General features: G+C 62.2%; 31 protein-coding genes. 19 read left to right on the top strand and 12 right to left on the bottom strand.

Features of this window, described 5'->3' with window-relative positions:
- From ACILSQ_RS14100 to ACILSQ_RS14090, 3 genes are read left to right on the top strand one after another with little or no spacing between them, the layout of a single operon-like run.
- Positions 1 to 1,521 carry a GTPase domain-containing protein gene (locus ACILSQ_RS14100; RefSeq protein WP_395744278.1) on the top strand — a complete coding sequence of 507 codons (1,521 nt, stop codon included), beginning with the start codon at positions 1 to 3 and terminating at the stop codon, positions 1,519 to 1,521.
- 46 nt (positions 1,522 to 1,567) lie between these two features.
- Positions 1,568 to 1,909, top strand: a complete 342-nt coding sequence (locus ACILSQ_RS14095) for a DUF433 domain-containing protein (RefSeq protein ID WP_395744277.1) — start codon at positions 1,568 to 1,570, stop codon at positions 1,907 to 1,909.
- Between the two features lie 6 nt (positions 1,910 to 1,915).
- A complete protein-coding gene (locus ACILSQ_RS14090; RefSeq protein WP_395744276.1) occupies positions 1,916 to 2,257 on the top strand; it encodes a DUF5615 family PIN-like protein in 342 nt (113 codons plus the stop codon).
- On the opposite strand, the gene ACILSQ_RS14085 is transcribed toward ACILSQ_RS14090, so the two are convergent.
- From ACILSQ_RS14085 to ACILSQ_RS14070, 4 genes are read right to left on the bottom strand one after another with little or no spacing between them, the layout of a single operon-like run.
- Complete coding sequence (locus tag ACILSQ_RS14085) at positions 2,199 to 3,017, bottom strand: hypothetical protein (RefSeq protein WP_395744275.1); 819 nt, start codon at positions 3,015 to 3,017, stop codon at positions 2,199 to 2,201. The two genes, ACILSQ_RS14090 and ACILSQ_RS14085, sit on opposite strands and share 59 nt — an antisense overlap.
- A 21-nt stretch (positions 3,018 to 3,038) precedes the next feature.
- Positions 3,039 to 3,935, bottom strand: coding sequence for a 4-hydroxy-3-methylbut-2-enyl diphosphate reductase (gene ispH / locus ACILSQ_RS14080; protein ID WP_395744274.1), 897 nt, complete (start codon positions 3,933 to 3,935; stop codon positions 3,039 to 3,041).
- A 55-nt stretch (positions 3,936 to 3,990) separates the two neighbouring features.
- Positions 3,991 to 4,293, bottom strand: a complete 303-nt coding sequence (locus tag ACILSQ_RS14075; protein WP_395744273.1) for a transcriptional regulator — start codon at positions 4,291 to 4,293, stop codon at positions 3,991 to 3,993.
- Positions 4,290 to 4,946, bottom strand: a complete 657-nt coding sequence (locus ACILSQ_RS14070) for a hypothetical protein (RefSeq protein ID WP_395744272.1) — start codon at positions 4,944 to 4,946, stop codon at positions 4,290 to 4,292. Before ACILSQ_RS14070 ends, ACILSQ_RS14075 begins: the two co-directional genes overlap by 4 nt.
- Positions 4,947 to 5,166: 220 nt before the next feature.
- On the opposite strand from ACILSQ_RS14070, the gene ACILSQ_RS14065 reads away from it, so the two are divergent.
- The 13 genes from ACILSQ_RS14065 (at position 5,167) to ACILSQ_RS14005 (ending at position 16,520) form a co-directional block, all read left to right on the top strand.
- Complete coding sequence (locus ACILSQ_RS14065) at positions 5,167 to 6,219, top strand: CAP domain-containing protein (RefSeq protein ID WP_395744271.1); 1,053 nt, start codon at positions 5,167 to 5,169, stop codon at positions 6,217 to 6,219.
- 6 nt (positions 6,220 to 6,225) lie between these two features.
- On the top strand, positions 6,226 to 7,284 hold the full coding sequence (locus ACILSQ_RS14060; protein ID WP_395744270.1) for a peroxiredoxin family protein: 1,059 nt from the start codon (positions 6,226 to 6,228) through the stop codon (positions 7,282 to 7,284).
- Between the two features lie 165 nt (positions 7,285 to 7,449).
- Positions 7,450 to 9,219: a GspE/PulE family protein gene (locus tag ACILSQ_RS14055; protein ID WP_395744269.1), complete on the top strand. Its 1,770-nt coding sequence runs from the start codon at positions 7,450 to 7,452 to the stop codon at positions 9,217 to 9,219.
- 4 nt (positions 9,220 to 9,223) lie between these two features.
- On the top strand, positions 9,224 to 10,474 hold the full coding sequence (locus ACILSQ_RS14050) for a type II secretion system F family protein (protein WP_395744268.1): 1,251 nt from the start codon (positions 9,224 to 9,226) through the stop codon (positions 10,472 to 10,474).
- A 31-nt stretch (positions 10,475 to 10,505) separates the two neighbouring features.
- Positions 10,506 to 10,943 (top strand): type II secretion system major pseudopilin GspG, encoded by a 438-nt coding sequence (gene gspG, locus ACILSQ_RS14045; protein ID WP_395744267.1) that lies wholly within the window; start codon positions 10,506 to 10,508, stop codon positions 10,941 to 10,943.
- Between the two features lie 37 nt (positions 10,944 to 10,980).
- Positions 10,981 to 11,472 (top strand): Tfp pilus assembly protein FimT/FimU, encoded by a 492-nt coding sequence (locus ACILSQ_RS14040; RefSeq protein ID WP_395744266.1) that lies wholly within the window; start codon positions 10,981 to 10,983, stop codon positions 11,470 to 11,472.
- On the top strand, positions 11,469 to 11,891 hold the full coding sequence (locus tag ACILSQ_RS14035; RefSeq protein ID WP_395744265.1) for a prepilin-type N-terminal cleavage/methylation domain-containing protein: 423 nt from the start codon (positions 11,469 to 11,471) through the stop codon (positions 11,889 to 11,891). The genes ACILSQ_RS14040 and ACILSQ_RS14035 overlap by 4 nt, the downstream gene beginning before the upstream one ends.
- Positions 11,863 to 12,531, top strand: a complete 669-nt coding sequence (locus ACILSQ_RS14030; RefSeq protein WP_395744264.1) for a type II secretion system protein — start codon at positions 11,863 to 11,865, stop codon at positions 12,529 to 12,531. Before ACILSQ_RS14035 ends, ACILSQ_RS14030 begins: the two co-directional genes overlap by 29 nt.
- A gap of 17 nt (positions 12,532 to 12,548) precedes the next feature.
- Positions 12,549 to 13,562, top strand: coding sequence for a general secretion pathway protein GspK (locus tag ACILSQ_RS14025; RefSeq protein WP_395744263.1), 1,014 nt, complete (start codon positions 12,549 to 12,551; stop codon positions 13,560 to 13,562).
- Positions 13,546 to 14,763, top strand: coding sequence for a hypothetical protein (locus tag ACILSQ_RS14020; protein WP_395744262.1), 1,218 nt, complete (start codon positions 13,546 to 13,548; stop codon positions 14,761 to 14,763). The genes ACILSQ_RS14025 and ACILSQ_RS14020 overlap by 17 nt, the downstream gene beginning before the upstream one ends.
- Complete coding sequence (locus tag ACILSQ_RS14015) at positions 14,760 to 15,341, top strand: hypothetical protein (protein ID WP_395744261.1); 582 nt, start codon at positions 14,760 to 14,762, stop codon at positions 15,339 to 15,341. Before ACILSQ_RS14020 ends, ACILSQ_RS14015 begins: the two co-directional genes overlap by 4 nt.
- A 2-nt stretch (positions 15,342 to 15,343) precedes the next feature.
- Positions 15,344 to 16,006, top strand: a complete 663-nt coding sequence (locus tag ACILSQ_RS14010) for a hypothetical protein (RefSeq protein WP_395744260.1) — start codon at positions 15,344 to 15,346, stop codon at positions 16,004 to 16,006.
- Positions 16,007 to 16,055: 49 nt separating this feature from the next.
- On the top strand, positions 16,056 to 16,520 hold the full coding sequence (locus ACILSQ_RS14005; protein ID WP_395744259.1) for a DUF5069 domain-containing protein: 465 nt from the start codon (positions 16,056 to 16,058) through the stop codon (positions 16,518 to 16,520).
- A 19-nt stretch (positions 16,521 to 16,539) separates the two neighbouring features.
- Here the strand turns inward: ACILSQ_RS14005 and ACILSQ_RS14000 are convergent, their stop codons facing one another.
- Complete coding sequence (locus tag ACILSQ_RS14000) at positions 16,540 to 17,160, bottom strand: OmpA family protein (RefSeq protein WP_395744258.1); 621 nt, start codon at positions 17,158 to 17,160, stop codon at positions 16,540 to 16,542.
- A gap of 142 nt (positions 17,161 to 17,302) precedes the next feature.
- Between ACILSQ_RS14000 and ACILSQ_RS13995 the strand changes: the two genes are divergently transcribed.
- On the top strand, positions 17,303 to 18,115 hold the full coding sequence (locus ACILSQ_RS13995; protein WP_395744257.1) for a Fic family protein: 813 nt from the start codon (positions 17,303 to 17,305) through the stop codon (positions 18,113 to 18,115).
- Between the two features lie 32 nt (positions 18,116 to 18,147).
- Here the strand turns inward: ACILSQ_RS13995 and ACILSQ_RS13990 are convergent, their stop codons facing one another.
- The 5 genes from ACILSQ_RS13990 to ACILSQ_RS13970 all read right to left on the bottom strand — a co-directional run bounded on the left by ACILSQ_RS13990 (position 18,148) and on the right by ACILSQ_RS13970 (position 23,854).
- Positions 18,148 to 20,499 carry a PSD1 and planctomycete cytochrome C domain-containing protein gene (locus ACILSQ_RS13990; RefSeq protein WP_395744256.1) on the bottom strand — a complete coding sequence of 784 codons (2,352 nt, stop codon included), beginning with the start codon at positions 20,497 to 20,499 and terminating at the stop codon, positions 18,148 to 18,150.
- A gap of 133 nt (positions 20,500 to 20,632) precedes the next feature.
- Positions 20,633 to 20,944 carry an EF-hand domain-containing protein gene (locus tag ACILSQ_RS13985; RefSeq protein WP_395744255.1) on the bottom strand — a complete coding sequence of 104 codons (312 nt, stop codon included), beginning with the start codon at positions 20,942 to 20,944 and terminating at the stop codon, positions 20,633 to 20,635.
- A 220-nt stretch (positions 20,945 to 21,164) separates the two neighbouring features.
- The gene (locus tag ACILSQ_RS13980) at positions 21,165 to 21,449 is read right to left on the bottom strand and encodes a hypothetical protein (protein WP_395744254.1); all 285 of its coding nucleotides are present in this window, start codon (positions 21,447 to 21,449) and stop codon (positions 21,165 to 21,167) included.
- 150 nt (positions 21,450 to 21,599) lie between these two features.
- Complete coding sequence (locus ACILSQ_RS13975) at positions 21,600 to 23,069, bottom strand: PhoH family protein (protein WP_395744253.1); 1,470 nt, start codon at positions 23,067 to 23,069, stop codon at positions 21,600 to 21,602.
- 329 nt (positions 23,070 to 23,398) lie between these two features.
- The gene (locus tag ACILSQ_RS13970) at positions 23,399 to 23,854 is read right to left on the bottom strand and encodes a pyridoxamine 5'-phosphate oxidase family protein (protein ID WP_395744252.1); all 456 of its coding nucleotides are present in this window, start codon (positions 23,852 to 23,854) and stop codon (positions 23,399 to 23,401) included.
- Positions 23,855 to 23,954: 100 nt separating this feature from the next.
- On the opposite strand from ACILSQ_RS13970, the gene ACILSQ_RS13965 reads away from it, so the two are divergent.
- Both ACILSQ_RS13965 and crcB read left to right on the top strand, forming a co-directional pair.
- Entirely contained in the window at positions 23,955 to 25,217 is a 1,263-nt protein-coding gene (locus tag ACILSQ_RS13965) for an AI-2E family transporter (RefSeq protein ID WP_395744251.1), read from the top strand.
- A gap of 279 nt (positions 25,218 to 25,496) precedes the next feature.
- Positions 25,497 to 25,874, top strand: a complete 378-nt coding sequence (crcB, locus tag ACILSQ_RS13960) for a fluoride efflux transporter CrcB (RefSeq protein ID WP_395744250.1) — start codon at positions 25,497 to 25,499, stop codon at positions 25,872 to 25,874.
- Positions 25,875 to 25,878: 4 nt separating this feature from the next.
- Here crcB and ACILSQ_RS13955 read toward each other — a convergent pair whose 3' ends face one another.
- Positions 25,879 to 26,184: a KH domain-containing protein gene (locus tag ACILSQ_RS13955; protein ID WP_395744249.1), complete on the bottom strand. Its 306-nt coding sequence runs from the start codon at positions 26,182 to 26,184 to the stop codon at positions 25,879 to 25,881.
- A 6-nt stretch (positions 26,185 to 26,190) separates the two neighbouring features.
- Positions 26,191 to 26,436: a 30S ribosomal protein S16 gene (gene rpsP / locus ACILSQ_RS13950; RefSeq protein ID WP_395744248.1), complete on the bottom strand. Its 246-nt coding sequence runs from the start codon at positions 26,434 to 26,436 to the stop codon at positions 26,191 to 26,193.
- Between the last annotated feature and the right edge of the window lie 40 nt (positions 26,437 to 26,476).

The raw sequence follows: 26,476 nt of genomic DNA, 5'->3' as shown, positions 1-26,476 counted from the left end.
GTGCCTGCTCTATTTTCCAAAACCAAAGCCGCCAGCCCTCCTGACAAACAGGCGGGAGGACTGGCTGTGCGCGATGCCTCGGACATCGTCACGCTGAGCCTGATTTCACACACCAATGCGGGCAAGACGACGCTCGCCCGCACGCTGCTGCGCCGGGATGTGGGGGAGGTGAAGGATGCGCCACACGTCACGCTGTTCAATGAATCGCACACCCTGCTGGAGACCGGCGGCTTCATGCTGCGCCTGTGGGACACGCCGGGTTTTGGCGACAGCGCACGGCTCATGAAGCGCCTGCAGCGCGAGCGGAGTCCCGTGCTCTGGTTTCTTTCGCAGACCTGGGACCGCATCACAGACCGGCCCTTGTGGTGCAGCCAGCAGGCGCTGAAAAATGTGCGCGATGAAGCGGACGTGGTGCTTTACCTCGTCAATGCCGCCGAGCCTCCCGAGGCGGCGGGCTACATCGGCCCCGAGATGGAAATCCTCGGCTGGGTGGAAAAGCCGGTGGTCGTGCTGCTGAACCAGACGGGACTCTCCGGCAACGCCTCCATGGAAGCGGCGGAGCTGGAGTCCTGGCGCGCCCATCTGAAGAAGTTTGAAATCGTGCGCGAGGTGCTGACGCTGGACGCCTTTGCCCGCTGCTGGGTGCAGGAAGACCTTCTCATGGACTCCCTGGCTCCGCTGATGCAGGGCTCCAAAATCCCCACCTTTCAGCAGATCAAGCGTGCCTGGGCGCAGCGCAATGTGGAGGTGTTTCAGACCTCGGTGCGCCTCATCTCGGAGCAGCTCACCGCGGCGCTGTTTGACGGCGTGGAGGTGCGCTCCGAAACGCTGCTGGAGCGCGTGGGCTGGCAGCGCGATGACCTCAACCGCGAGTACAATAGCGCGCGGCAGAAACTGGCCACCCAGCTCGCCGACCGCACCGAGCAGACCACCAACAACCTGATCGAAGTCCACGGCCTCAAAGGCCAGGCCGGACACGAAATGAGCCAGGTCGCACGCGAACACTTTCACCTGCCACAGGCCGTGTCTGAAAACATCTGGGGCGTGCTCGGCAGCTTTGCCGGCGGCGCCATGGGCGGCCTTATCGCTGATCTTAAACTGGGCGGCATGACCTTCGGCGGCGGCGCCCTGCTGGGAGGACTTGCCTCCGGCATCGGAGCCTATGCCCTGATCCGCAGCTACAATCTCGTACGCGGCAGCGATCACCGGCTGCGCTGGTCCCGCGAGCATTTCCGCGAGCAGGTGAAGCTGGCCTTCCTCACTTATCTGGCCATCTGCCACTTCGGCCGTGGCCGCGGGGAATGGAAGGAAAGCGAGCAGCCCCAGCACTGGCGTGAAGTGGTGGACGAAGTGACGGAGCTGCACGGGGACGCCCTGGACCACCTGTGGAAATCCGGCGTGCAGAAAGACACCCAGCCTGCCACCCTCTCCCGCCAGTCCCGTCAGCTCACCGGAGACTGCATGGTGTCTCTGCTGGAACGGCTGTACCCCGGCGTGGATGCGGCGGCGTGGCGTGTGTGATACGTCACAACTTGCGGGCTTGCGGCCTCGGAGTTAGCTTGAGTCCGTGACCACCCTGAACCCAACACTCTTGCATGAGTTGCAATCGGCCCCGGAGCCGTTGCAGCAGGAGGTGCTGGATTTCCTGCTGTTCATCAAGCAGCGGCACGAAGCTCCGCCGCGAGGCATTGAACACACGCCGGGTGTTTGCGGTGGCGATGCGTGCATCGCCAGCACACGCATCCCAGTCTGGTCGCTGGAGCAGTCGCGCAGGCTCGGCTTTACGGAAGAGGAACTGCTTGGCAACTATCCCACACTTCAGCCGGGTGATCTTGCTGCAGCATGGGCATACGTGAAGGAACATCCGGTGGAAATTGAGACCGCAATTCGCGAGAACGAGGACGCCTGATTGATCGTGGCTCGATTTTACTCCAACGAGAATTTTCATCGCCTCGTGGTCCAGGAGCTTCGCGAGAGGGGACACGATGTGCTCACTTCACTGGAAGCCGGGCGTGCCAACCAGCGCATTCCTGATGAGAAAGTGCTCGAGTATGCCACGAATGAAGGACGCGCGGTTTTGACTTTCAACCGCCTGCATTTCATGCGCCTTCACCGCAGCACCGATGGCAGACATGCGGGAATCATTGTTTGTACGATGGATCATGACACGAGGGCGCTTGCTCAGCGCATTGATGACATCATCCGCGATGCTGGTGACCTGAATGGGCGGCTTCTGAGGGTGAACCGACCGGTCTGAAGAAGATCTGCGCCACGCTCCTCGCGGTTGCAGCCTCATCCTCACGCAGCCGCCTTTCCAGCCGCGCCTGAAAGCTCTCCCAGCAGCGCGCCGCGCGTGCGCGGAAGTCTGCCGGGGTCACGTTCAGGCTGCGCAGGCAGTCGCGGTGATCCCAGGAGACCACGGTGGCGGTGGCGTAATGAATGGCCTGGAACTGCCAGCGCCACAGGCGCTGCGTGGCGGGAGTGAGCGTCTTGAGCCGCTCGAAGAGGAAGTCGCGCTGAAAGGAGAGGTGCTTCATTTCATCCCGCAGGATTTTTTTGGCCGCGGTCTGAACAACGGGATCGCTGCAGCGCAGCGCCAGCATGCCGTAATAGACTTCCGCGATGAGCTCCGCGGTGAGCAGCACCTGGATGTTGAACTCCAGGTTCACCAGATCGCGCATCCAGCGGAAGATGGAGTTCGTCCACTGCTTCTGCAGCAGGGTGCCGCGCAGGTGGGTGACGGTGCGCTTCAGCAGCGCGGCATGGCTCTGCTCTTCGGCGATGAAGAGATCGACCGCGCGCTGGTAGCCCTTCAGGTTTTCCAGCGAGGCGATGCTGCGCGTGTAGCGGCGCAGGCGTGTGCCGCCGCCGCTTTCACCAAGCTGGAAGATGGCGAGCGAGCGGGAAAGAGCCGTACGCACGGGATCTGGCAGAGTGCAGTCCGCATCCGGCAGCGGCAGCTCATGGTTGAGGCGGGTGTTGGTTTCGAAGTGGCTGATCCAATGTTGTGTGTTCATGGTGTTGTGGCTGGTTTGAGTTTAAGCGGCCTGGAGCATGGAGCGGAGAAGCTCGGGGACGGGAGTGGTGCGCATCTCTGCGGCGATCTGCCGGAGGCGCTGCATCACGGCATCCACCGTCTCATCCAGGGTGGAAGTCCCGGCGGTAACGCCCACGTTGCGTGCGTCGCAAAACCACGCCGGGTCCAGCTCGCCCGCCTGCTCAATCTGGATCACCGGCAGACCATGAGCCGCGGCCTTCTGCGCAAGCTGCCGCGTGTTGTTGCTGTTGCGGCCGCCAATGACAACGATGTGGTCGCACTCGCGCATCAGGTCCTCCATCGCCGTCTGGCGCTGCTTGGTGGGGTGGCAGATCGTGTCGATGAAGCGGACCTCGGAGCCGGGATGGAGGCGTTTGATCGCCTCCACCAGGCGCAGCGCCGTCTCCACCGGCTGCGTGGTCTGCGATACAATGCCGAGCTGCGGATGAGCAGGCACACGCTCAAGGTCCGCTTCTTCGAGAACCACCACGGCGGCGGGAAAATCGCCAATGAGCCCGCGCACCTCCACGTGCTGGCTCTGGCCGATGACCACGGGCTGGTAGCCTTCATCCACCAGCATGGTCAGCGCGTAATGCGCCTTTTTGACCAGCGGGCAGGTGGTGTCAATGACCGTGTGCCCGGCGCTCTGCCAAGCCTGCCGGTGCCGGTCCGCAGCACCGTGGGCGGTGATGGCGACCTGCTGCGTTTCAGCGCTGTGAAGATCATCGAGATCTCCACGCTGTGCTCCGAGTGTGGCGAGGTGGCGGTCCACCAGGGGATTGTGCACGAGCTGGCCGAGGATGGTCAGCGGGCCGCGCTGGGCGGCGGCGTGAGTGGTGCGCAGGGCGTCGCGGACGCCGAAGCACATGCCGTGATGTTGGGCGAGGATGATGTTCATGATGGTGTGTTGTTAGCTTTGTGTGACAAAGTGAATGGGTAAAAACAGAGAGAAGTCAGCCTTGCTGCGCGGCTTTGACGATCTCGCCGAGCACTTCCACGTAGTTCTTGAAAGCCTTGCGGCCGGCCTCGGTGAGCTCGTAGCTGGTGCGTGGGCGCGGGCCGGACTCATCGCGTGTTTCCTTGATGTAACCCGCAGTGCCCAGCGTGCGCAGATGGGAGATGAGATTGCCATCGCTCATGCTCAGCTCCGCCTTGAGATCCTGAAATGCCCATTCGCCCCGGGTGGAGAGCAGCGTCATGATGGAGAGGCGGCCCTTTTCGTGAATGAGCTTGTCGATTTGATCAAAGTCGATCATTCCGCCGGCACCTCCGCAGGTTGGGCGCTGAAAAACACGGCCAGGGCATACACGACATGCAGCAGGCCAAAGGTGAGCCCCATGACGAGCGAAGCAGGGCCGAGGTCACTGGCCAGCAGGCGTACATCACTGCAAGCAGCCCACGCAAAAAACGTGAGCAGACCGGTGATCACAAAAGCCCATCCCAGGCGAACCAGTGAGCGCGGTGAAAAACTCGCCGTGCTGAGCAGCGCGAGGCCGTAGCAAAGCGCCCAGAGGAGAGCGGCCAGCGTCAGATTGTGCAGGAACACGATCAGGCCAATGCCCACTGAGCCGCCCACGAGCATCGGCGGCACAAAGGCACGCAGCGCCATGCGCATGCCGGCGGAAACGAAAGGCTGGCTGCGCCGGCGTGCCTCTTTCGCCAGCAGGAGGACATTCAGCGCCGAGGCAATGCCGAGAATGATGAGCCAAGTCTCCAGGAAGCAGTGGTCACACATGGCGGCCTCGCCGTTGTTCTTCACCGCATGCCACACCGGCCAGCCGGAGGCGATGAGGGCCAGCACGCCGCCGGTGAGCGCCGCAGGAGCGGAAACCGCGCGGTAGATGTGCGCCTTCTCCATCAGGGAACGAATGATGCGGAGATTCTCCAAGGCGGCTGCGGTCGTGCTCATGGCACTTACTTTGCGCGCCAAAGTGAACTGCCGCAAGTAAAACTTTGTGGCGCAAAGTCAGGATTCTCCGCTTCGGATTGAATCAGGCTTGGCAGTTTAATATAATTACCATAAGTTAAGACAAGTGAATCATTCCGCTTCCATCTGGCGCAAGACGATGCCCCTTTCCGGGCAGAGGTGGTGTCTTGTCCTGCTTGGAACGGCGGCCTTGTCCCTTGAAATGGCGGTCGCTGCAGACCCCACTGCGGAGCAGCAATATCTGCTGGAACTCACCAACCGCTTCCGTGCCGACCCGCAGGGGGAGCTCGCCAATCTCGTCAATTTTTCCTCTCCCGGAGTGTGGGACACAACCAAGTCGGACGACGCGAGCATTGCCTACGCTCTGAACTATTTTGGCACCAGCGCCTCGGACCTGGCCTCCCAGTTCTCCAGCCTCACCGCAGCTCCGCCCCTCGCATGGAACAGCGCCCTGAATGTGTCGGCCACGAACTACTCCAATCTCATGGTCAGCGCCGATCAGCAGGCGCATTCGCTGGACGGTCTGAGCCTCGACCAGCGCATCGAAAACGGCGGATATGGAGCCAACTGGTTGAACGCTGGCGAAAACCTCTTCGCTTCAGCCCAGTCTCCCTTTCATGCGCACGCTGCCTTCGTGATCGACTGGGGCGATGGAAATGGAGCGACCGCAGGTTATGGCAACGGCATTCAAAGCCCGGCAGGGCACCGTGATCTGCTGCTCGATGTGAGCATGAAGGAGATCGGCATTGGATTTCAAAGCATCGCCATTCCAGGAACAAACACCATCGCAACCGGTCCCTATGTCGTTACCGAGCATCTGGCCTCACAGTTCCGCTATGACGGGGTCAATTACATCTCAGACGCCATTCTCACCGGCTCCGTGTTTCAGGACACCGTCCTTGCAGATGCCTTCTACACCCCTGGGGAAGGGCTGGCGGGAGAGGTGGTGAATGTCTATAACGACGCCACCGGCATTCTCGTGGCCAGCGGCTTCAGCAACAGCGCCGGCGGCTTTAACATCGCGCTCACCGGCCTCACCGACGGCACGGTTTATCGCGTGGAGGCTCCTGACACCGGTCTTGCAGCCAGGACCTTCACCCTCACCGAGCACACGGATGACTACGGCGTGCCCGTGCTGGTGTACGACAATGTCTATGAGTCCTTCGCAGTCGTTCCCGAGCCGGGCAGCCTGCTGCTTTGCCTGGTCGCGGGGCTGCCGCTGCTGGGGTTTCGTTCACGTCGTTTTCTTTCCTGATTCACCATGAGATCCATCCTCCTGCTGTTGTTGTCCATCGTCTCCGTTCTGGCCCAGGCCCAGGCGCCGGCATCACCGCTTGCCACCGAAATCCGTGCCATCATCGATGAGTACGAAAACTCCGTGCGTGCCAACACACAGAAGCTCATGGCGGCCCCCACCGAGGAGGAGAAAAACAAGTTTCGTGCCAGCATTCCCAGCGCCGGCCCTTATGCCACGAAGATGATGAAGCTGGTTCAGGCAAACCTGGACCAGCCGGACGTGGTGAAAGGCGTGTGCTGGCTGGTCACGGGGGCCGCCAATTTTCCGGAAGGCCAGGAGGCGCTCAAGATGCTCGGCACCACCTTTGCCGACCGCGCGGGCATCGCGGAGGCGGTGAAGCAGCTCGAATACCACGGCCTGCCTGCCGAGCCGGTGCTCAAGGCCGTGATCGAAAAGAACACCCATCGCGATGAAAAAGCCGCCGCGCTGTTCGCTCTTGGCGCCGTGCATTTCAAAAACTTCGACGCCTCCGCCGACCGCGTTTCCGCCGCTGCTTCGAAGGAGAAGGCGGTGGAGTGCTTTCAGCAGCTCTACGCCGACTACGCCGATGTAACCATCCAGGGCTTCAAGCTCTCCGACTTCGCCGCCAAGATGTTTTTTGAGATGACCAGCCTTCAGGTCGGCTGCGAAGCCCCGGAAATCGAGGGCAAGGACGCCGCGGGCGTGAACTTCAAGCTCAGCGACTACCGCGGCAAGTACGTTATCGTCATCTTCTGGGGTGGCTGGTGCCACGCCTGCCACGGGATGCTGCCCCTCATGAATCAGGCGGCTGCCCAGCTCAAAGAGAAGAACGGCGTCGTCATCGGGGTGAACACGGACATCGAAACCGAGGCCAAAAAAGCGCTGGCTGATTATCAGATCAGTTTCCGCAACGTGCTCGACAACACCAGCAGCGGCCCCAACACCACCCTCTACAACCTGCGCAACTTCCCCACGCTCTACCTCATCGATCCGAAGGGCGTCATCGCCATCAAAAACGGGTCCTTGGATGCCATGGTGGCGCAGATTACTGCGGCAAAATAGTCCGCCGGAGGCCTGAAAACGGCCCCTTCGGAAAGCCCACGCCGCAGGCACGGGCCGGAGTTTTTCGGCTATCTGAATGGTTTAGATGTATTAAAAACTTGCCATTTCTATGAAAAACCATAAATATACGCTATTATAAGGCGGGATTTAGACGTCTCAGTTCTCATGCTTCCACTCATCGATCAGATTCTCAAAGACTCGGGTTGTGCCGATCTGCCGGGCGTACGGCAGGCGGTGGAGGAGGCATGTTTCAATCAGACGTCCTTTGTCGATGCCGTGCTGGACTGCGAAGGTGTACGCGAGCGGGATTTCCTCATGGCCCTGGCTAAAACGCTCAATCTGCCCTGGTGGGAGCCGAAGGATGAAGAGCAGCCGACAGAGCAGGGGATGCGCCGCATGCTGCCCGCGGAGATCGCGCTGCGTCATCGTCTGCTGCCTGTGTTTACGGAAGAAACAAAGAGCGCCGATGCGGAGCCGGAGCGCACGCTGCACATCGCCACCTTTGATCCACTCAGCCTCGTGGCGCACCAGCGCGTGGCCGCCAGTCTTTCCATGCCGGTGGTCTGGCATGTGGGTCAGCGCACCCGCATTGTGGAGGGTCTGCAAAAGCTCTACGGCCTCGGCGCCGACACCTTTGAAAAAATCCTGCGCGGCCGTGCCGACTGGGGCGCGGAAGATTTGAAGGACGAAGTGACCGTGCTCGATGAGCCTGAGGACGAAGAAGCGTCCGTGGTGCGTTTTGTGAATCAAATCATCCGCCGCGGGCTGGAGCAGCGCGCCACGGACATTCATGTGGAGCCCCAGCAGGACCGCCTGCGCATCCGCTATCGGATCGACGGCCGTCTGGAAGAACTGCCGGTGCCTGAGAACATCAAGTCCTTGCAGGCCTCCGTGATCGCCCGTCTCAAAATCATGGCGCGGCTGGACATCGCGGAGAAACGTCTGCCGCAGGACGGCCGCATCAATCTCGAGCTCGACGGCCTCGCCATCGACGTGCGTGTGGCCACCATTCCCTCGGTGGAAGGGGAAAGCATCAGCCTGCGACTTCTCGCGCAGCAGCAGGTCACAGTGAACCGCCTCGGCCTCACGGACAACATCCGCCCGGTGGTGGATGAACTGCTGAAACTGCCCAACGGCATCATCCTCATCACCGGTCCCACCGGCAGTGGCAAATCCACCACGCTGTACGCCTTCCTCACCGATCTCAATCAAACGCACCGCCGCATCGTCACCATTGAAGATCCGGTGGAGTACAAGATGCCCGGCGTCGTGCAGATCGCGGTGAAGCCCGAGATCGGACTCACCTTTGGCGCGGGCCTGCGCAGCATTCTGCGCGGCGACCCCAACGTAGTGATGATCGGGGAAATGCGCGACCTGGAGACCACCGAGATCGCCGTGCGCGCCGCGCTCACGGGCCATCTCGTCTTCAGCACGCTGCACACCAACGACGCCATCGGCGGCATCACGCGTCTGATCGACATGGGCGTGGAACCCTTCCTCGTTTCCAGCGCGGTGCGCGCCTTCTTCGCCCAGCGCCTTGTTCGCAAGCTCTGCCCGCTGTGCAAGACACCCACGCAGGTGGAGGCCGGCTATCTCAAATCCATCGGCTTCCCCTCGCATCTGCAGGGGCAGATCATGAAGGCGGTGGGCTGCGAGGCCTGCCGTGGCAGCGGCTTTCAGGGCCGTCTTTCCATCTATGAGGTCTGCCTCGTCACCCACGCCTTGCAGCATCTCATCAACAGCCGCGCGCACCCCGCGGAGTTTCACAAGCAGGCCATCAAGGATGGCTACATCCCCATGCGCGGCTACGGCTTCCAGAAGGTGCTCATGGGTGAAACCACCATCGAGGAAGTCCTCAGCGTCACCGCCGCCGGCGAGCGCAATCACACGCCGCAAACAGCCACTCCTTTGCCACCCACGCGGCTAGCCGCCTGATCTCATGCCCACCTTTGTTTACAGCGCCCATGGTCCCACCGGTCTCATCACCGGCGAGCTGGCTGCGTCTGACCGCAGCGAGGCCTTTGCCTTGCTGGGCAAAAAGAAGATCCAGCCCATCAAGCTGGAAGCTGCAGGGGAGGTCAAAACCGCCGCACGCACCGCCGCCAAGACGAAGCAGGCCGCCGCCGCCGTCGAGACGATCACTGGCCCCATTAAGCTCAAGCTCGCGCAGGTGGTCCTGTTCATCGAAGAGCTCGCCGACCTCGTTGGCGCGGGCATCCAGCTTGAGCCGGCGCTCGCCACCATGGAGCGCCGCCGTGAGCTCTCCGGCATCAAGACGCTCGCCACCGTGCTGCGCGGCAAAGTGCGTGACGGCATGGCCTTCTCCAAGGCCATCGCCGCCACCAGTCCCAGCTTTGGCAAGCTCTTCTGCGCACTGGTCTCGGCAGGGGAGGCCAGCGGTTCGCTGAGCATCATCCTGAAGCGTCAGGCGCAGTACATGCGCTCCCTGCAGGCGCTGAAGTCCAAGGTGCTCTCCGCGCTGCTCTACCCGGCCTTTCTCATCGTCGCCGCGGTTTCCGTCACGCTCCTGTTCGTGGTCTATCTCATTCCGAAGCTCACGGAAATGCTCGACTCCACCGGGGGCTCGCTGCCGTTTGCCGCGCAGATCATCCTCAAAATCAGCGACACTTTCAAGGCCACCTGGTGGATGCTCATCCTCGGCGGCATCGTGGCCTACATTCTCGGCAAGGCATGGATTTCACGTCCCGAGTCGGCCATCCCCTGGGCGCGTTTCAAGCTGCGGCTGCCGCTCTTTGGCGGCGTCTTCCGGGCGCGTTTCTATGTCCAGTTCCTGGAGACGATGGCCAATCTGCTTGGCAATGGCCTCACCATGGTCCAGTCCATGCAGCTCACGCATCAGGCCACGGACAATCCCTACCTGCAGCAGGAGTTTGAGAGCGTCATGCGCAATGTCGGTGAGGGCGTCGCCCTTTCCCGCGCGCTGGACCGCAGCGGCCAGTTCCCGCCGCTGCTCATCGACATGGTGAATGTGGGCGAGCAGACGGGCGACATGCCCGCCGCGCTGGAACGCGCCGCCGAGCGCTTTGACCGCGAGCTCAGCAAGAAGATCGACACCCTCGCCGCGCTCATCCAGCCCCTCATCGTCTGCCTCATGGCCGGCATGGTCGGCATCATGGCCTACCTCATGATGACGACCATCTTCCAGACCATTTCCAGCATGAACAAATGATCCTGCATTCCACATCACCCACGCACATCCCATGAAACACATCGCACTCCACCCTCGCCGTTCGGCTTCCGGTTTCACCCTGGTCGAAATGGTTCTTGTCCTCGGCATCGTCGCCCTCCTGGTCGGCGCAGGCATTGTCTCGCTTACCGGTGTGCTCGACTCCGGCAAGAAAACCCGTGTCAAAGGCGACCTCACGACGCTGAGCTCCGCGCTGCGCAGCTATGAGACGGACAACATGTTTCTGCCCACCTCGGAGCAGGGTCTCTCCGCTCTGCTGGAGAAGCCCACCTCGCGGCCAGCGCCACAAAACTGGACGGCCAAGCTCAAGAAGAACCTCCTGGATCCCTGGGGCAATCCCTACCACTACCGCCGGCCCGGCACCAAGGACAAGGGAGGCTTTGATGTTTACTCCGCCGGCCCTGACGGGGTCGATGGAAACGCGGATGACATTGGCAACTGGGACCTGTGATTTCACTTTGCACCACTGACGTCTGACCCAGCCCTGGATGAAGCATCTGACCCCCGGCACGAATCTTTGCACAGCCACGCCGCCTGGACAGCGTGGCTCGCGCCGTGCCGGCTTTACGCTCATCGAGGTCATCATGGCGATGAGCATCATCCTGCTGGTCATTGGCGTCGCGGTGCTGAGCATCTCCGGCGTGCGTGCTGAAGACAAGCTGCGGCGCGCGGCGGCCATGATCGAAACCACGGCCCGGCAGAATCTGCTGGAGGCGCTCAACAGCCAGCGAATCGTGCGCATGGAGCTTTCCGCCGGAGCTTTTGGCGCGGGGGATGAGTTCAGCGGCATGCTGCAGGTGCGCCGTGTGGGTGAAAGCGTCTTCCGCAAGCCGAGGCGTGGTGAGGCCTGGGAGTTCAGCCCCACCGGCATCTGCGAGCCCATCGAGGTCCGCATCAGCGGCCCCGCAGGCCAGATCGAGATCGGCTTTGATCCGCTCACCGCCTGCGCCAAACGCAAATCCATTCAGGTCAACGGATGATGACGAACTTACAGCACCCCAGGAGCCGTTCTTCCCGAGGCTTCGCCCTGCTCGAGATCATCCTCGCCCTGGCGCTGTTCTCGCTGGTGGCCGTGGGCATGACCCGCGCCATTGAAGAAATCGCGAAGACCTCCACCGCCGCCCGGCAGGAGGCGCAGGTGCTGCGGGTGCTGGAGTCCGTGCTGGCCGAGGTGGCTCACCAGCCTGAGTTCAAGGCGGCCACCATCTCCTTCAATCCCACCGCCGACCACATCGACGCCAGCGCCACGATTGAGAAGGTCGAGCTCATCAACAAGGACAAGGTCAAGCTGGACCACATGTTTCGCATCCGCGCCGAAGCATGGATCAATGACGGGCGCACGCGGCGCATGAAACGCAGCATGGAAACCTATGTGTATTCGCCCCACAGTCCAATCTAGGGCCGCCTTCACGCTGCTCGAGGTCATCATGGCCATGGCGCTCATCGGGTTCATCCTGAGCGCCGTGTACGGCGTGGCGGATGGCACCATGCAGCTCGGCAAATCCATGAGCACGGCCCGCGTGGCCGAGACGCGCATCAGCAATTTCGTCACACAGTGGCGTGACTATTTCGAGACCATGGACCCGGGCATCCAGCTCAGCTCAGGGCTCGAAAAGGTGGCCCGCGGCGCCTCGGGCAATCTTTTCATCGCAGGCGGGCATATGCCCTTCGCCTGGCAGCGTCAGTTAAAGCTGGCGGACGCCGTCGAGTTCGGTGTCGTGCGCAACCGCGAGACCAAGGACCTCAGCCTCGTCGTCCGCCATTTCAAGCTCAACCCCAAGTCCCGCAAGACGGATGATTTCAGCCTCGTCGCCGAACTGCCGCTTCTGGACGGGCTCAAACAGATGCAGTGGCAGTTTTACGAGCCGGTGGAGAAGAAATGGTTCACGACCTGGGACCCGAAGAAGCGCCCGCAGCCGCCCCTCTTCATCAAGCTCAAGTTTGCCTTCACCACCGATCCTCGGGAGCACGAGTACATCTTCTGGATCGCCAACGACCTGGCCCAGGTCAGCACACCGCAGGCTCCGCCACCGCAATGATGAAATCAGAATGACGAATGATGAATGAAATCCACATGACCCAGGATGGAACGATGAGCGGCAAGGCTCATCAGGAAGTCCACGCGCGTCGTTCGGGCTTCGTCATTCGTCATTCGTCATTGGAACAGGGCTCCGCCCTCATCGCCGTCTTCTGGATGATCGCCGTTCTCGGCATGGTCATGTTCGCGGGAGCGAAGGCGCTGCAGGCGGACACGCAGTACACCCGCATGATGCGCGGGCGCATTTTTGCCAAGCGTTATGCGGAGAGGGGCATCGAGGTGGCGCGCCATCCCGTCATGCGCGAGGATGATCCGCTGCTGCACTTCAACGCGGATGACGGCGGCGGCTACAATGTGAAGCTCGTGGCCGAAGAGGCCCGCCTCAATGTGAATCACCTCGTGCAGACCGGCGACAAGGTGCTCCTGCGCCGCCTTTTCACGAGCTGGGGCTTCAAGCCGGAGTTCGTCTCCGCCCTGTGCGATGCCCTGAAGGACTGGGTGGACGCGGATGAAAACGCCAGCCTCAATGGCGCGGAGAAGCGCGAGTATGTGAAGATGGGCCTGGAAGGCATGCCCTTCAACCGCCCCTTCAAGGAAGTGGAGGAGATGCTGCTGGTGCGCGGCATGGACGTGGTGAACGCCGAGCGGCCTGACTGGCGCGAGTGGTTCACTGTTTTTGGTGATGGCCGCGTGGATGTGAACGACGCGCGTCCGGAGCTCATCGCACTTCTGGCGGATGTGCCCCTGGAACGCGTGCAGCCGCTGCTCACCCTGCGTGCCGGGCGCGATGGCGCGCTGCACACACAGGATGATGTGCGGCTGGGCAGCGTGCCGCAGGTGGCGCAGCTCCTCGGTGTGTTTCAGGCGCAGACGCTCGCGCAGCTCACTCAATGGATTCAATTCGCCGGCCCGATCCGCCGCATCGAAAGCGTCGGCTTCCTCGGCCCGCTGCAACGAAAACTCATCCTCATCACGCAGGACGGCAGGGCCGTCTGGCGTGGCGAAATCCCCGCCCATGGCAAAGACACGTAAACCACCCTGTGAACTGCTGCTTCCTGGCGCACAAGTCTGGCAAAGCTGGATGGGTGCGGAGGGTGCCGCGTGCCTGCTGAATGCCGAGCACTCCGCCGAGGGCGCCAGGTTTGGCAAGGAGGCGCAGCGCCGCGTGCTGGCGCTGCCCGCCGTGCATTTCTGGGCCCTGCCTGCCTGGCTCAAGGGGCAGCCCGAGCACCTGCGCAGCATGGGGCTGCTCCATCTCGAACGCATGGGCGTCAAGGCCGAGGACGACGAGGCCTCGGTGCAGGTGCGGAACATGCAGGGGAAGGAGGGCGCCTACCTCACGCGCATTCTTGCGCTGAAGGACCTGCCCGTGCCGCTGACAGACACCGCGCGCCTGCCGGACGAAGTCACGCTGCATGCCCTGTGCTATCCGCTGGTGCAAAACAGCCTCACCATTTTCCGCGAGCTCGGCCGCCTCGTGGTCGCCATCACCAGCGGCTCGCAGTTGATTTACTGCACTCCGCTGTCTGCGAACAGGCTGGACGGCCATGCGCTCGCCGAGCTCAACAACATCTGCCTGCAGCTCGGTTTTCAGGGGGTGCTCGGACGTCTCGAAAGCATCGTGCTGTGGATCGATGAAGGGGACATCCTGCAGATCCAGCGTGTCACGGGTTTGACGGCCTACCGCTGCGACATGCCGGCGCCCACGCTGCCGCAGCGCGGCTCCAGCCTGCTGATGCCGCGGGACGTGACCATCGAGCGCCAGAGCCAGGCGCGCCGCGCCAAGACGCGCTTCATGGCGCTGGCCACCGGCACGGTCATCGCAGCGGCAATCGCGCTCGTCGCCACGCTGACCTCGCTGGCCCTGCAGGAGCGCAACCTCCTGCGGGAGAAGGTCGCCACCCTCACCCCGCGCGCCTCGCGTGTGATGGATCACAAAAAGGCATGGCATGAAGTCGCACCCGCGGTGGACCCCGGCACCTGGCCGCAGCAGATCTTGCTGCACCTCATGGAGCCTGAATCTTCCAAGGAAGTGTCCATCACCCATTGGGAGTGGACGCCTGAGCGCATGAGCCTGCGCGGCCGCATGCCGAATGCCACCCTGGCCTTTGAATACACCCAGGCGCTGAAGTCGATCGAGGCGCTCGCGCCTTTCGCGTTGAGCGGGCCGCCGCCTGTCTTTGCCAGCGACGGCAGCGCCACCTTTGAAATGAAGGGGGGGCAGGGCGAATGAAAAAGAGCGAGAAAGTGCTGCTGGGCGTCTTTGCCTTCCTCTTCCTGGCCATCATTGGCGGCGGCGGACTCACATTCGCTTTCAATAACTACATGGCCATCCGCGAGGAGAATGAGGGCCTGCGCGACCGCCTGGGTGAAATGAACCTGGCCGTCTCCCAGGGGGCGGACTGGGCGGACAAGTACGGCTGGCTCGAAGAGCACTGCCCCGCCTTTGTCAGCCGCCAGGAGGCTTCGGCCAAGATGCTGGAGGCCGTCACGGCTGAGGCGGAAAAAATGGGCCTCACCATCGGCGGCAAGGAATTCATCGAAGCAGCGCGCGTTCTGGGGCCGGACGGTCTGCCGCTGGAGGAGAACCTCGGTTATTTTGACAAGGCCACCGTGAAGATCACCCTCACTGGTGTGCAGGAAAAGGCCTTCTTTGGCTGGCTGCATGCCTTGCAGCAGCCGCAGAGCTTCCTGGGCGTCACCCGCATGCAGATCAACCCCAGCGGCACGAGCAAGACCATCAACGCCGAGGTCGAGTTCACGCAGTTCTACCGTGAGAAGTCGGTCCCCAAAGTCAGCAAAGTGAACTAGCCATGAAGTTTTCCACCTTGTCATTCTCTCTGCTGGGGTTCGCCCTTATGGCCGCGCACGCATCTGCGCAGGAGCCGAAGAAGCGCGATGACACCCCTGTCCCATTCCCAAAGCTGGATCACTTTGCCGCACTGTGGGAGCGCTCCATCTTCACCACCAAGGACCTGCCTGCGCCAGACGCGCCCTCGGGCCCCAATTTCGCCGACAACCTCAGCCTTTCGGGCATCTACGAGATCGACGGCGGAGTCGTTGCCGTGCTGGTGGACCGCACCACGTCGCAGGTTTCGGAGGCGCGCATTGGGTCCGAAAATGAGATGGGCGTCAAAATCCGCGCGGTCAAACCGGGCGAGACCGTGGACAAGACCCGCATTCAATTGCAGAAGGGAGATCAGGCCGGGTGGGTCAGTTTTGCCGATCCCACCTCTGCGCCTCCGGTCGAAGTCAGGAGCGCCATTCCCACGCAGCAGGCGGCCGTTCCGCATTCGTCTCAGCCGGGGCAGGCCCAGGGCCAGAACATGCAGCAGCGCCGCACTGTGAATGCCCCGCCCGCCCGCGGCGGCCTGCCGCCCAATCCGATCCTGCCTCCGCCTTCCACCCCAGTTCCGGGGGCGGCTCCCAAGCCCCCTGCTCCCAAAGTGAACGACGTGCCGCTGCCGCCGCAGTGAAGGCGCGGCCGGGCTTGCCAGGATCTCTCTGAGCGGGAAGAGTGTCGTCATGCCGCACGTGCCAGGTCTCCGCAGTTGCTACGCCAAAGTGGGCCGACTCATCTATTTCGGCCGTCTGCTCGACAAAATACGCCTGCATGCCGCCGGGGAACTGCCGGCGGATTATGTGCCGCAGCTCGGTGACGCCCAGTTTTACACCCTCGATGGCCGCTGCTGCCGTTTCCTCGGCGTTCCGTATGACGCCGTTCGTGAGCATGCTCTCGAGGGCGGCAGCGATGATGAGGAAATCCTCCGCTGGGTGCACGCGCGCGGCACGGCTCGCACGGACGAGGAGTGCCACATGTGGAACCGCTTCATCGCCAAGCTCGGCTGGCGTGATGAACGCTCCGCCGTGCTTCCGGGGCGCATTCAGGAAAGCGGCCTCGTCGGCAAGCCCATCGAGACCCTTATCGACCACATCGAGTACGATGAAGGGCGCGATCCCGTCAGGGACCGCGCCTGGGAGAGCATTTGATGTGAAGGCCCGCCCCCGTTCATTTTTCCACCGTGATCTGCACACGGCGGTTTTGCTGCCGCCCTTCGGGGTTGTCGCTGCCATCCGCATTGGTGTTCGGCGCCACCGGATTGGATTCACCGAACCCCTTGGTGGTGATCATTTTTTCCGGGATGCCCTTCTTCTTCACCAGCCAGGATTTCACGGCATCCGCCCGCCGCTGCGACATGTCCAGATTGACCTTGTCGCTGCCTTTGGAATCGGTGTAGCCGCCCACCGTCACCTTGCCGCCAGGAAACTCGGCGAGCACCGTGGCGACCTTGTCCAGCAGCACCTCCGCATCGGGCCGGACCGCCGCCTTGTCGAAATCAAACAGCACATCGCCTTCCAGTTTCATGGTCAGCGAGGTCGCCGTTTCCTCCACCTGCAGCGCTTTACGCGCGGAGGCCACCTCCAGAATCTGGCGCTCCAGGGCAAGCTGCTGCTGGTCGAGGTCCAGGATCTGCTTTTGCAGCGTGAGCTTTTGCTCCTGGAGGTCGAGACGCTTGCGCTCCAGGGAAACCTGCGGCGCCGGGGCCCGCTGCGCTGCGGCCGTCAGGGTGAGAAGGATCAATGCCAGCAGGCTGGCCGATGCTGTGCGGTACATGGCTGATGTTTTCATAGGGGTGATTGCTCGTACTGGCTTCGGATGTCACCCGGCAAAACGCCGCATCAAACTCGGAGCATCCGGCCGCAGTTCGCCGGCGTATGCGTGGCACATTGCCTTTTGCTCGCCTCCGGCTTTGTTGTAGCATGGGTGTCGCATGCTTGAGCGCTTTATCCCACCTCTCCAGGATCTTGATCCCGATCTGCGGGACGCGCTCATTCAGAAACTGCGGGTGCGCTGGACTCATACCTCCACCGCTCTGGAGGGAAACACTCTCAATGAAGGAGAGACTCTCGGTCTCCTGCAGTATGGCCTCACCATCGCAGGCAAGCCGCTCGCGCATCACAATGAGGTGCTTGGCCACAGCCGCGCCATCGATTTGCTCTACCGTTTGATTGCTCAGTCCCGTCCGCTGACTGAAGCAGACCTGCACGAACTCCATGCTGCCATTCAGACCAGCGTCGAGGTGGACTATCTGAAACCTATAGGCGCCTGGAAACGCGAGCCCAATTCCACCCTCGCCAAACAGGGCGGCAAAACCGTCATCAATGACACCTATGCAGCGCCTGAACAGGTCCCTGCGCTGATGCACAAGTGGTTCGAAGGGTTCGCCCTCAGACGAGGCGATCCTGCGGTCTCCGCTTTGGATGCTTATGTTTGGAGTCATGCCACCTTGGTGCGCATCCACCCCTATGCGGATGGCAATGGCCGCCTGGCACGCCTGGTGGCGAATGTGCCGGTCATTGAAAAAGGCTGCCTGCCTGTCCTTGTGCCTGCGGAGCAGCGGCTTGACTACATCGAGTCCCTCGCGTCCTGGCAGCTCGCCAGCGGTGCTTTGCGCAAAGATTCTGACATGGAGGGAAATCACGACAGCCTCGCCAGATTTCACTCACAGTGCGCGGGGTGGATGAAGACATCCTCTGCCTTGATCGACGAGGTCCGGGAGCTTCAAAAGAAGCGAAGGGCGTGAGCGCTCAGCCAGGCCTTCTGGGCCGTCCGCTGTTATTCCCGCGTGATCGTCTCATCCAGATTCAGCATCACCCGCGCCACCGCCTGCCACGCCTGCGCCTCGCTGGCGCCCGCGGCACGCTCCGCTGAGAGCAGGCGGCCAAGTGCCTGCCGCTCACGGTCGAGTGGCGGGCGTGAAAGGCAGAGCTCGTAAGCGTGGCCGATGCGTGTGTCATCCGTCCGCGCCTCCTTGACCAGGCGCGCAGCCAGTGCCTGGGCAAACTCCACATAGGCGCTGTCATTGAGCAGTGTCAGCGCCTGCAGCGGCGTGTTGCTGCGAATGCGGCGCGTGCAGGTGCTGAAACCATCCGGCGCGTCAAAGACGCTCAGCGCCGGCGGAGGAGTGGCGCGGAAAATGAAGGTGTAGATGCCGCGGCGGTAGCGGTCGCTGCCTTTGCTCAGAGGCCAGGCGCGTTTGACCTGGCCCAGAGACATGACGCCCTCGGGAATGGGCGGATACACGGGGGCGCCGCCCATCTTGGATGAGAGGAGGCCGCTGGTGGCCAGACACACATCGCGCACCACTTCAGCGTCCAGCCGCAGGCGGTTCTGCCGCCAGAGCAGGTAGTTGTTGGCATCAACGGCCGCGGCTTGAGGCCGGATGGACGAAGACTGCTGATACGTCGCGCTGCTCACAATGAGCTGATGCAGGTGCTTCAGGCTCCAGTGGTGCTCCATGAAATCCACCGCGAGCCAGTCGAGCAGTTCGGGATGGGTGGGCAGACGCCCCATGGTGCCGAAGTCATTTTCGGTCTCCACCAGACCACGGCCAAAGTACTGCTGCCACACGCGGTTCACAATCACGCGCGCGGTGAGCGGGTTTTTAGGGTCGATGATCCAATGCGCCAGAGCCAGCCGGTCTGCTTTCGTCCCCGCCGGCAGCGGTGGCAGCACGGCGAGCACCCCAGGCTGAACTTCATCGGAAGGGCGGGTAAAGTCCCCTTTGATGAAGAGGGTGGTTTTGCGCGGCTGTGCCAGCTCCTTCATCACCAGCGTTGTGGTGCCGTTCTTGAAGATGTTTTCCAGTTCGAGGTGGCGGTCATACAACGGGTTGAAGACGCTGTCTGCGGTGCCGGTCATGGCCTTGAAGAGGATGCGTTGGTCCGCGGTGCCGCGTTTGGCGGCGGGCTTGTTGAATGATTTAAGAGCCTCGGCATCCAGAAGTTTTTTGGACTGCTCTCCGAGTGTCTTTTCCCACTCCAAAAGGACGGGAAGGCGCTCCTTGATGTGCGCGTCGATCTGCTTGAGCACGCGCACGTGCTCCGCCTTCAGCTTGTCCAGATCCTGGCCCGGGTCGGGGATGGGCAGGGTGGGTTCGTCCTGGTTGTTGAGAAAGGCGAAGAGCTGGTAGTACTCGCGCTGGCTGATGGGATCAAACTTGTGGTCGTGGCACTGCGCGCAGCCGATGGTGAGGCCGAGCCAGACCGTGCCGGTGGTGGCCACGCGGTCGAAGATGCTCTCAATGCGGAACTGCTCCTTGTCGATGCCGCCCTCCTGATTGATCTGCGTGTTGCGGTGGAAGCCGGTGGCGATGAGCTGCTCCCGCGTGGGTTTGGGCAGCATGTCTCCCGCAAGCTGTTCGAGTGTGAACTGATCAAAAGGCTTGTCCTGATTGAGGGCGTTGATGACGTAGTCGCGGTACGGCCACATGCTGCGCGGGGCATCGATGCTGTAGCCGTTGCTGTCACCGTAGCGCGCCTGGTCGAGCCACCAGCGGCCCCAGCGTTCGCCGTAGTGTTTGGAGGCCAGCAAACGGGTGACCAGCGGCTGGAGGCTCGAGGCTGGATTTTTGATAAAGGCCGCGACTTCCGCAGGCGTGGGCGGCAGGCCCGTGAGGTCGAGGTGAAGGCGGCGGACCAGTGTGGCTGGTGCAGCCGGAGCCGAAGGTTCGAGTCCCGCCTTGGTCAATCCCTCGCGGACGAATGAGTCAATGGGATGGCTGCTGCCATTTTGCGGCAGAGGCGCCTTCACCGGGGCGATGAAGGCCCAGTGGCGGTCGTCACTGGGCTTTTCTTCAGCAGGTGCATGTGCGCCTTCGGCGACCCACTGCTTGATCAGCGCGATCTGCGCGGAGTCCAGCGGTCCGCGCTTGTACGGCATCTGCGGAATCTCGCCATGAGAACCAGAGATCACCTGCACAAGCAGTTCAGGCAGTGCGGGCCCGCGTTTGCCGCCCGTCCGCGCAGCGGCCGCAGTGTCCAGCTTGAGCTGGGACTTCTGCGTGGTGGCGCCGTGGCATTTCACGCAGTGCTGCTGGAGCAGCGGCTTGATCTGCGTGGTGTAATCGACCGCGGCCTGGCCGGCGGCGGTAAAAAGCAGGAGGGCGATGAGCGTGCAGCGGGGCATTCGGAAGGGAAAAATACGTCCGCCGGATGGCCGCTCCTTCCACGTTGTGAAGTCGGAATCACAAAAAAAAGCCGCGCCCGCGCGTGGCGGGTGCGGCTGGAGGCGACTTTGGGAAGTCAAAGAGCTGGCTGGATCAGGCGTCCTTCTTTTTCTTGGGGGCGGCGGCCATTTCTTCCTTGGTGATGGAGCCGTTCGAGTCCTTGTCCAGACGGGTGAACATTTCACCAGCCTTGGTGGCGTCCTTCTTGCCGAGAGGGCCCGCCATCCATTCTTCTTTGCTGATGGAGCCGTTGGCATCTTTGTCGAGCATCTTGAAACGCTCTTCCGGGCTGGCCTTCGGCTTGCCCTTGTCGCCTTCGGGCTTCTTGGGGGCGTCACCATCTGCGGCAAACGAGGTGACCGCGGAGAGGGCGAGGATGGCGAGGAGAGAGGTGATGACTTTCATGTGGATCAATGTTGGGTTGTGGGGTGTGAAGTGCGGCGTGTGGATTTTTTCCAATGCTGCACGTGGCGCGTTAAACAAGGGCGCGGTCATTCTGTTGCGCAGAAATCACTCATATTTTTTGAGGTGATCGCGCGGCCTCGCGGAAACGAAATAAAAAACGCCGCACTCGCGCGAGGCGGGTGCGGCGTGAATGGCTTGCTGCCGTCAGAGGCGGAAAGGATCAGCCCTTCTTTTTCTTCGGAGCGGCGGTGAACTCTTCCTTGGAAAGGAAGCCGTCCTTGTCCTTGTCCTTGTTGGTGAAGGCGGCCTCAGACTTGGCGGCGTCCTTGGAGCCCTTGAGGAACTCTTCCTTGGAGACTTTGCCGTCCTTGTCGGCGTCCTTCTTGGTGAACATTTGCTCCGGCGTCATCTTGGGCTTTTCGCCTTCTTTCTTGGGGGCGTCAGCGCCGAAAGAGGTGACGGCGGAGAGAGCCAGGATGGCGAGGGCGGATGTGATAGCTTTCATGTGGGTCGATGTTGGATTGTTAATTGCGTTTTCGCGGCACTCTGAATCGTGTCAAAACGACGCGTGGTCGTGTTAAACGGAAAGAGGTCGATTCCGTTTCAATTTTTTATGCAGGAATTTTCCGCCCCCATTTTCTGTAATGAATACAGCTTACAGTAGGCGCGCCGCCGCCTCCGCCAGGGCGCTGCGTTCCCCTTTGACCAGCGGCACGTGGGCCGCAAAGGTCTGGCCGCGCATGCGCTGGCGGGTGTACACCAGCCCGTTGCTGCGGCTGTCCACATACGGATTGTCGATCTGCGCCGGGTCGCCGACCAGGACGAGTTTCGAGCCGCGGGACATGCGCGTGACGATGGTTTTGGCCTCCAGCGGCGTGAGCTGCTGCGCCTCATCGAGCACGAAAAACCGGTCCGGAATGCTGCGGCCGCGGATGTAGCACAGCGCCTCCACCTCAATGACGCCCTGCTGGATGAGCGGATCATAAGGCGCGGCGGGCGCGGCGATCTGCTGCTGGGGCTCGGGCATGAAGCGGTTCTTTTTGCGCGCCGGGCCCTGCTGCGTGCCCTCCATCGGCCGCATCAGGAGATCCAGCGCGTCGTACACCGGCTGCAGCCAGGGGCGCATTTTTTCCTGCAAAGATCCGGGGAGAAAGCCCACCGTCTGCCCCATGGCCACGATGGGGCGGCTCACTGTAAGGCCATGATAGGTGCGGCTAAACACCTGCTGCAGGGCCGCTGCCACAGCCAGCAGCGTCTTGCCGGTGCCCGCCTGGCCGTAGCAGGTCACGAGGCTGATCTCGGGATCGAGCAGCGCATCCAGGAAGCAGGCCTGGCCGAGGTTCATCGGCTTGATCGCACGTCCCTGGCCGACCTTGATCGACTCCGGCGTGTGATGCAGCCGCACAAACTCGCCATTGGCGCTGAGCTTCGCCGGCATGGTGGCCTTGTCTCCGGCGGTGAGCAGGGCGTAGTCATTCACCACCATTCCCACGGTGCGGGTCTCCGGCATGGGCAGCCGGCCGCTGCTGGCAAAGCGCTGCAGCTCATGCTGGCTCACTTCGATCCGGGCGATGTCAAAATTCGCCACCTCACGCGGCTCCACCTTGTCGTGCAGGTAGTCTTCGCATTCAATTCCCACGGCTCGGGCCTTGAGCTGCATGTTCAGGTCCTTGCTCACGAGAATCACCGGCGGAGACACCTGCTCACTCAGCCACAGGGTGCAGGCCAGGATGCGGTGGTCCGCCTTGTCCAGATCGTGGAAAATGCGCTCGAAGCTCTGCACGCTGGCGTGCTTCCGCGCCTCCTCGGGGTCATAGACCGCCACGCGGATGCTGCCACCGCCATTCGTGGGCACGCCGCTGGTGACGGAGGTGCCCTTGTTGGTGAAAATCTTCATCAGCGCCCGGTGAACCTCGCGCGCATTGGAGCCTCGCTCCGTCATCTCGTTTTTAAAGCGGTCCAGCTCGCTGAGCACGTCCACCGGAATGCAGATGTGGTGTTCGGCGAAGCGGTGAATGCAGGCCGGGTCGTGGAGCAGGACGTTGGTGTCGAGAACGAAAGTCTTCGTGGCGGTGGGCGTGCCGGGGCGGCGGCGGCGGGAGGCGTTGGCTGAAGGGGAATTCACAGAAACTGGACCAGGATCGGAAGCGCGGGCGGTGGAAATGGCGGGAGAGATTACCGATGCTGGGTGGTCGTCACGGTCCATGATAGTTTAGTGGTTATTGTGGTTGCCTGCGTTGAAAGAGGCGGGGTCAGCTTTTCTTTGGCCCCGGGTAGAGCCAAGCATACCGAACCCGAAATGTGATTTTTTGAATGAATCACGGTAATTGCCGGAGAGTGTCAGAGCGTGGAGTGGCTGGCAAGAAATTATTCACAAACACGAAGTTTATTCACAATCGACAGTACAATTGAACACTCACTCCGCCTGCCTGCCCGTCCCTCGTGCCGACAGCCTCATGAATGCGCCGCGAGCGGCACTTCAAAGTACTCCAAAGCCCACTCACGCATATATCGTGCCCGATTCGGTACGAAGCGGTAGATGATCAATTCTGGATTGTCGATGCTTCCCAGATAGGCCCGCAGCAGGGGATTCGCGGCCCAGATTTCCTCCAGCAGCGGCCGCTCCGTGACAACCTCCGCAGTGGCCGTGATGCGCACCTGGTTGTCCTGGTCATCCTTGTAACACAGCTCCGCCTTCGCATTGGCGGCCAGCTCCTGGGTCTTGCCGTAGCGGCGCAGATTGGCGACGTACACGATGAAGCCGTCCGTCCGCACCGGTGAAACCGGGCGCACCCGCGGCTGATCTCCATCCACCGTGGCCAGCATGGGAAACTTCGCGGCACGCATGGTGGCCTGGGCGAGCTGCGGGAGTTCGGCGGGATCGACGGGCTGGGGCTGCGGACGTGACATGGTGCGGGATGATACGCCGCGAGACGGTGCTGTCCAATTTGCGGGCATCTTTGCAGTACCCAATCTACGGCGTCCTGCTAGGGTGCGCGCCATTCTCTCAATGAAGAAGCTCCCCACTGCTTTTCAGCGCCATGTGCTATGGACCGCCATCACCGCCCTGTCGATCGCTGCCATCGGCTGGCTGGCCGTCACGCTGATTGAGAAAGCCACGGTGGTCCTCGCCTTCCTGCAGCCCATCCTTGTGCCCTTCGCTGTTGCGGGCGTGCTTGCCTACCTGCTGGAGCCCGGTGTGGAATGGCTGGAGCGCAAGGGCCTGAACCGGCAGAGAGCGGTGCTGCTGACGTTTGCAGTTTTCACGCTGGCCATTGGCGGGCTGGGGTGGTGGATCGTGGTGAAGCTGGGAGACCCCACGCGGCACCTGGCGGAGCGCGTGCCCGTTTACTATGCCAAGGCGCAGAAGGCGGTGACCGATTTTGCGGCAAAATATGACTTCAAGCTGCCCACCAGCACAGCACCGGAGGCCGCTCCTGAACCAGGGGCGCGCACGTCGTCTCCGACGGCCAAAGCGGAAGGCGAGGGTCCCGGCACGGACTTCGAAGCCCTGCTGCGCGGCGACTGGGTGAAAACAAATCTGCCCAAGGTGCCGGGCATCGTCTGGAGCTTTCTCCGCACCAGTGTGGGGGGATTCCTCGGCGTGTTCGGCTTCATGCTCTCTTTCATCATCGTGCCGCTGTACCTTTACTATTTCCTGATTGAGAGCGCCAAGATTCAGGAGCGCTGGTCAGACTACCTGCCGCTGCGCGCCTCGGCCTTCAAAGATGAGGTGGTAAGCTGCCTCAACGAGATCAACAGCTATCTGGTGGCCTTCTTCCGCGGGCAGCTTTTTGTCAGTGTCATCAATGGCATCGCCACCGGCATCGGTTTGATGATCGTGGGCCTGGATTTCGGCCTGCTCCTCGGTCTGGCGCTGTGTCTGGCGGGCATCATTCCGTATCTGGGCATTGTCCTGTGCTGGGTTCCCGCAGTCATCATCGCCTCGGTGCAGGGGGGCAGCGCCCTCATTCCAGGAGACCCGTGGTGGGTCATGCCCCTGGTGGTCACGGGCGTTTTCGCCCTGGTGCAGCAGATTGATGCCCTCTTCATCACCCCGCGCATTGTGGGAGAGGCCGTGGGGCTGCACCCGCTGACGGTGATCGCCTCCGTGCTCGTCTGGGGCCTGCTGCTCGGCGGTCTGCTCGGTGCCATCCTCGCCGTGCCGCTCACCGCCTCGGTGAAGGTGCTTTTCCAGCGCTACGTCTGGCGCGCGCGCATCGCCCCCCAGACCGTGGGTGGTTCGAGGCTGGGGGATGCGGAAGGTGTGTGAACGACGAATGCGCAATCGGCCCCGGTTCGTCCTCGTCCTCCTACTCGAACTCGTCCTCGATCCAAGCGCGCCCGCTGGTCACGCGCCGTGGAGAAAGTAGTCCTGAGCTTCAGCTCGTACCGGACTCTGTGGACCGCAGATCGTGTGCGGAGCGCCGAGTCTGGCAAAGAAATGACCGGACCTGAATGGATTTCTGCATTCCCTTGCCAAAACATTCCATTGCCAAATCCAAGTGCGTGCTTTCTTGGTCATCTCCCTTCTGGCCTGCCGCCCCCGACCATGAAAAACCTCCTCCTCGTCTTCCTCGGTGGCGGCATTGGCTCCGTGCTGCGCTACACCACCGTCATCGGCATGGCGCGCCTGCTCCCGAAGGCCGTTTTCCCCTGGGGCGTCTTCACCGCCAACATCCTCGGCAGCTTCACCATCGGCTTTCTCTTTGCCCTGCCTGCCATGAAGGACAAAGGCAGCGGCCCCTGGCTCTTTGCCGCCACCGGCGTTCTCGGCGGATACACCACCTTTTCCACCCTGGCCAACGATTCCTGGCTCCTGCTGCTCAACCAGCATTCCTGGCTGGCATTGCTGAATGCCGTGGGCAGCATTGTGCTGGGCATCACGGCAGCCGCTGTGGGCTGGTGGGCAGGCAGCAGATTTGCCTGAAGACTCAGCCTTCAGTCTGCGGCGCCTCTGCGGCCGCCGCTTCCGCGTCTTCTTCACGCGCGGACCCCACCTTGAGGGAAATTTTGATGCCGTGCTTCGCGGCGGCAGTGTTCAGCAGCGAGCGGATCGCGCTGATGGTCATGCCATTCTTGCCGATGACATGACGCACATCTTCCGGTGCCAGTTGCACACGGTAGGCGACCGCACCATTCACGTTGGTGCCGATGGCAATGGTCGCCTGCTGCGGGTGGTCGATCAGATTCGCCACCACGTACGAAAGGAACTCGCGGAGGGCTTCCGGCGCGTCCATGACAGCTTACGCCGAGGCGGTGGCGTGCTTGATGAGGCTCTTGACCGTGGGGGAAGGCTTCGCGCCCTGGGCGATCCAGGCATTCACGCGGTCCAGCTTCACGCTGGCCTTCTTGGCACCCTGCTGAGGGTCGTAGGTGCCCAGGATTTCCAGGAAACGGCCTTCCTTGGGGAAGCGCTGGTCAGCCGCAACGATACGGAAGACGGGGCGGCCTTTCTGGCCTTCTTGACGGAGACGGATGACAACTGCCATGATACGGGTGCGGGGATGGGGTCAGGTTTTGGGGAGGCGC

It is taken from the genome of Prosthecobacter sp. (assembly GCF_044227185.1).
GTDB lineage: Bacteria > Verrucomicrobiota > Verrucomicrobiia > Verrucomicrobiales > Verrucomicrobiaceae > Prosthecobacter.
This window is presented reverse-complemented; position numbering and strand designations above follow the sequence as displayed.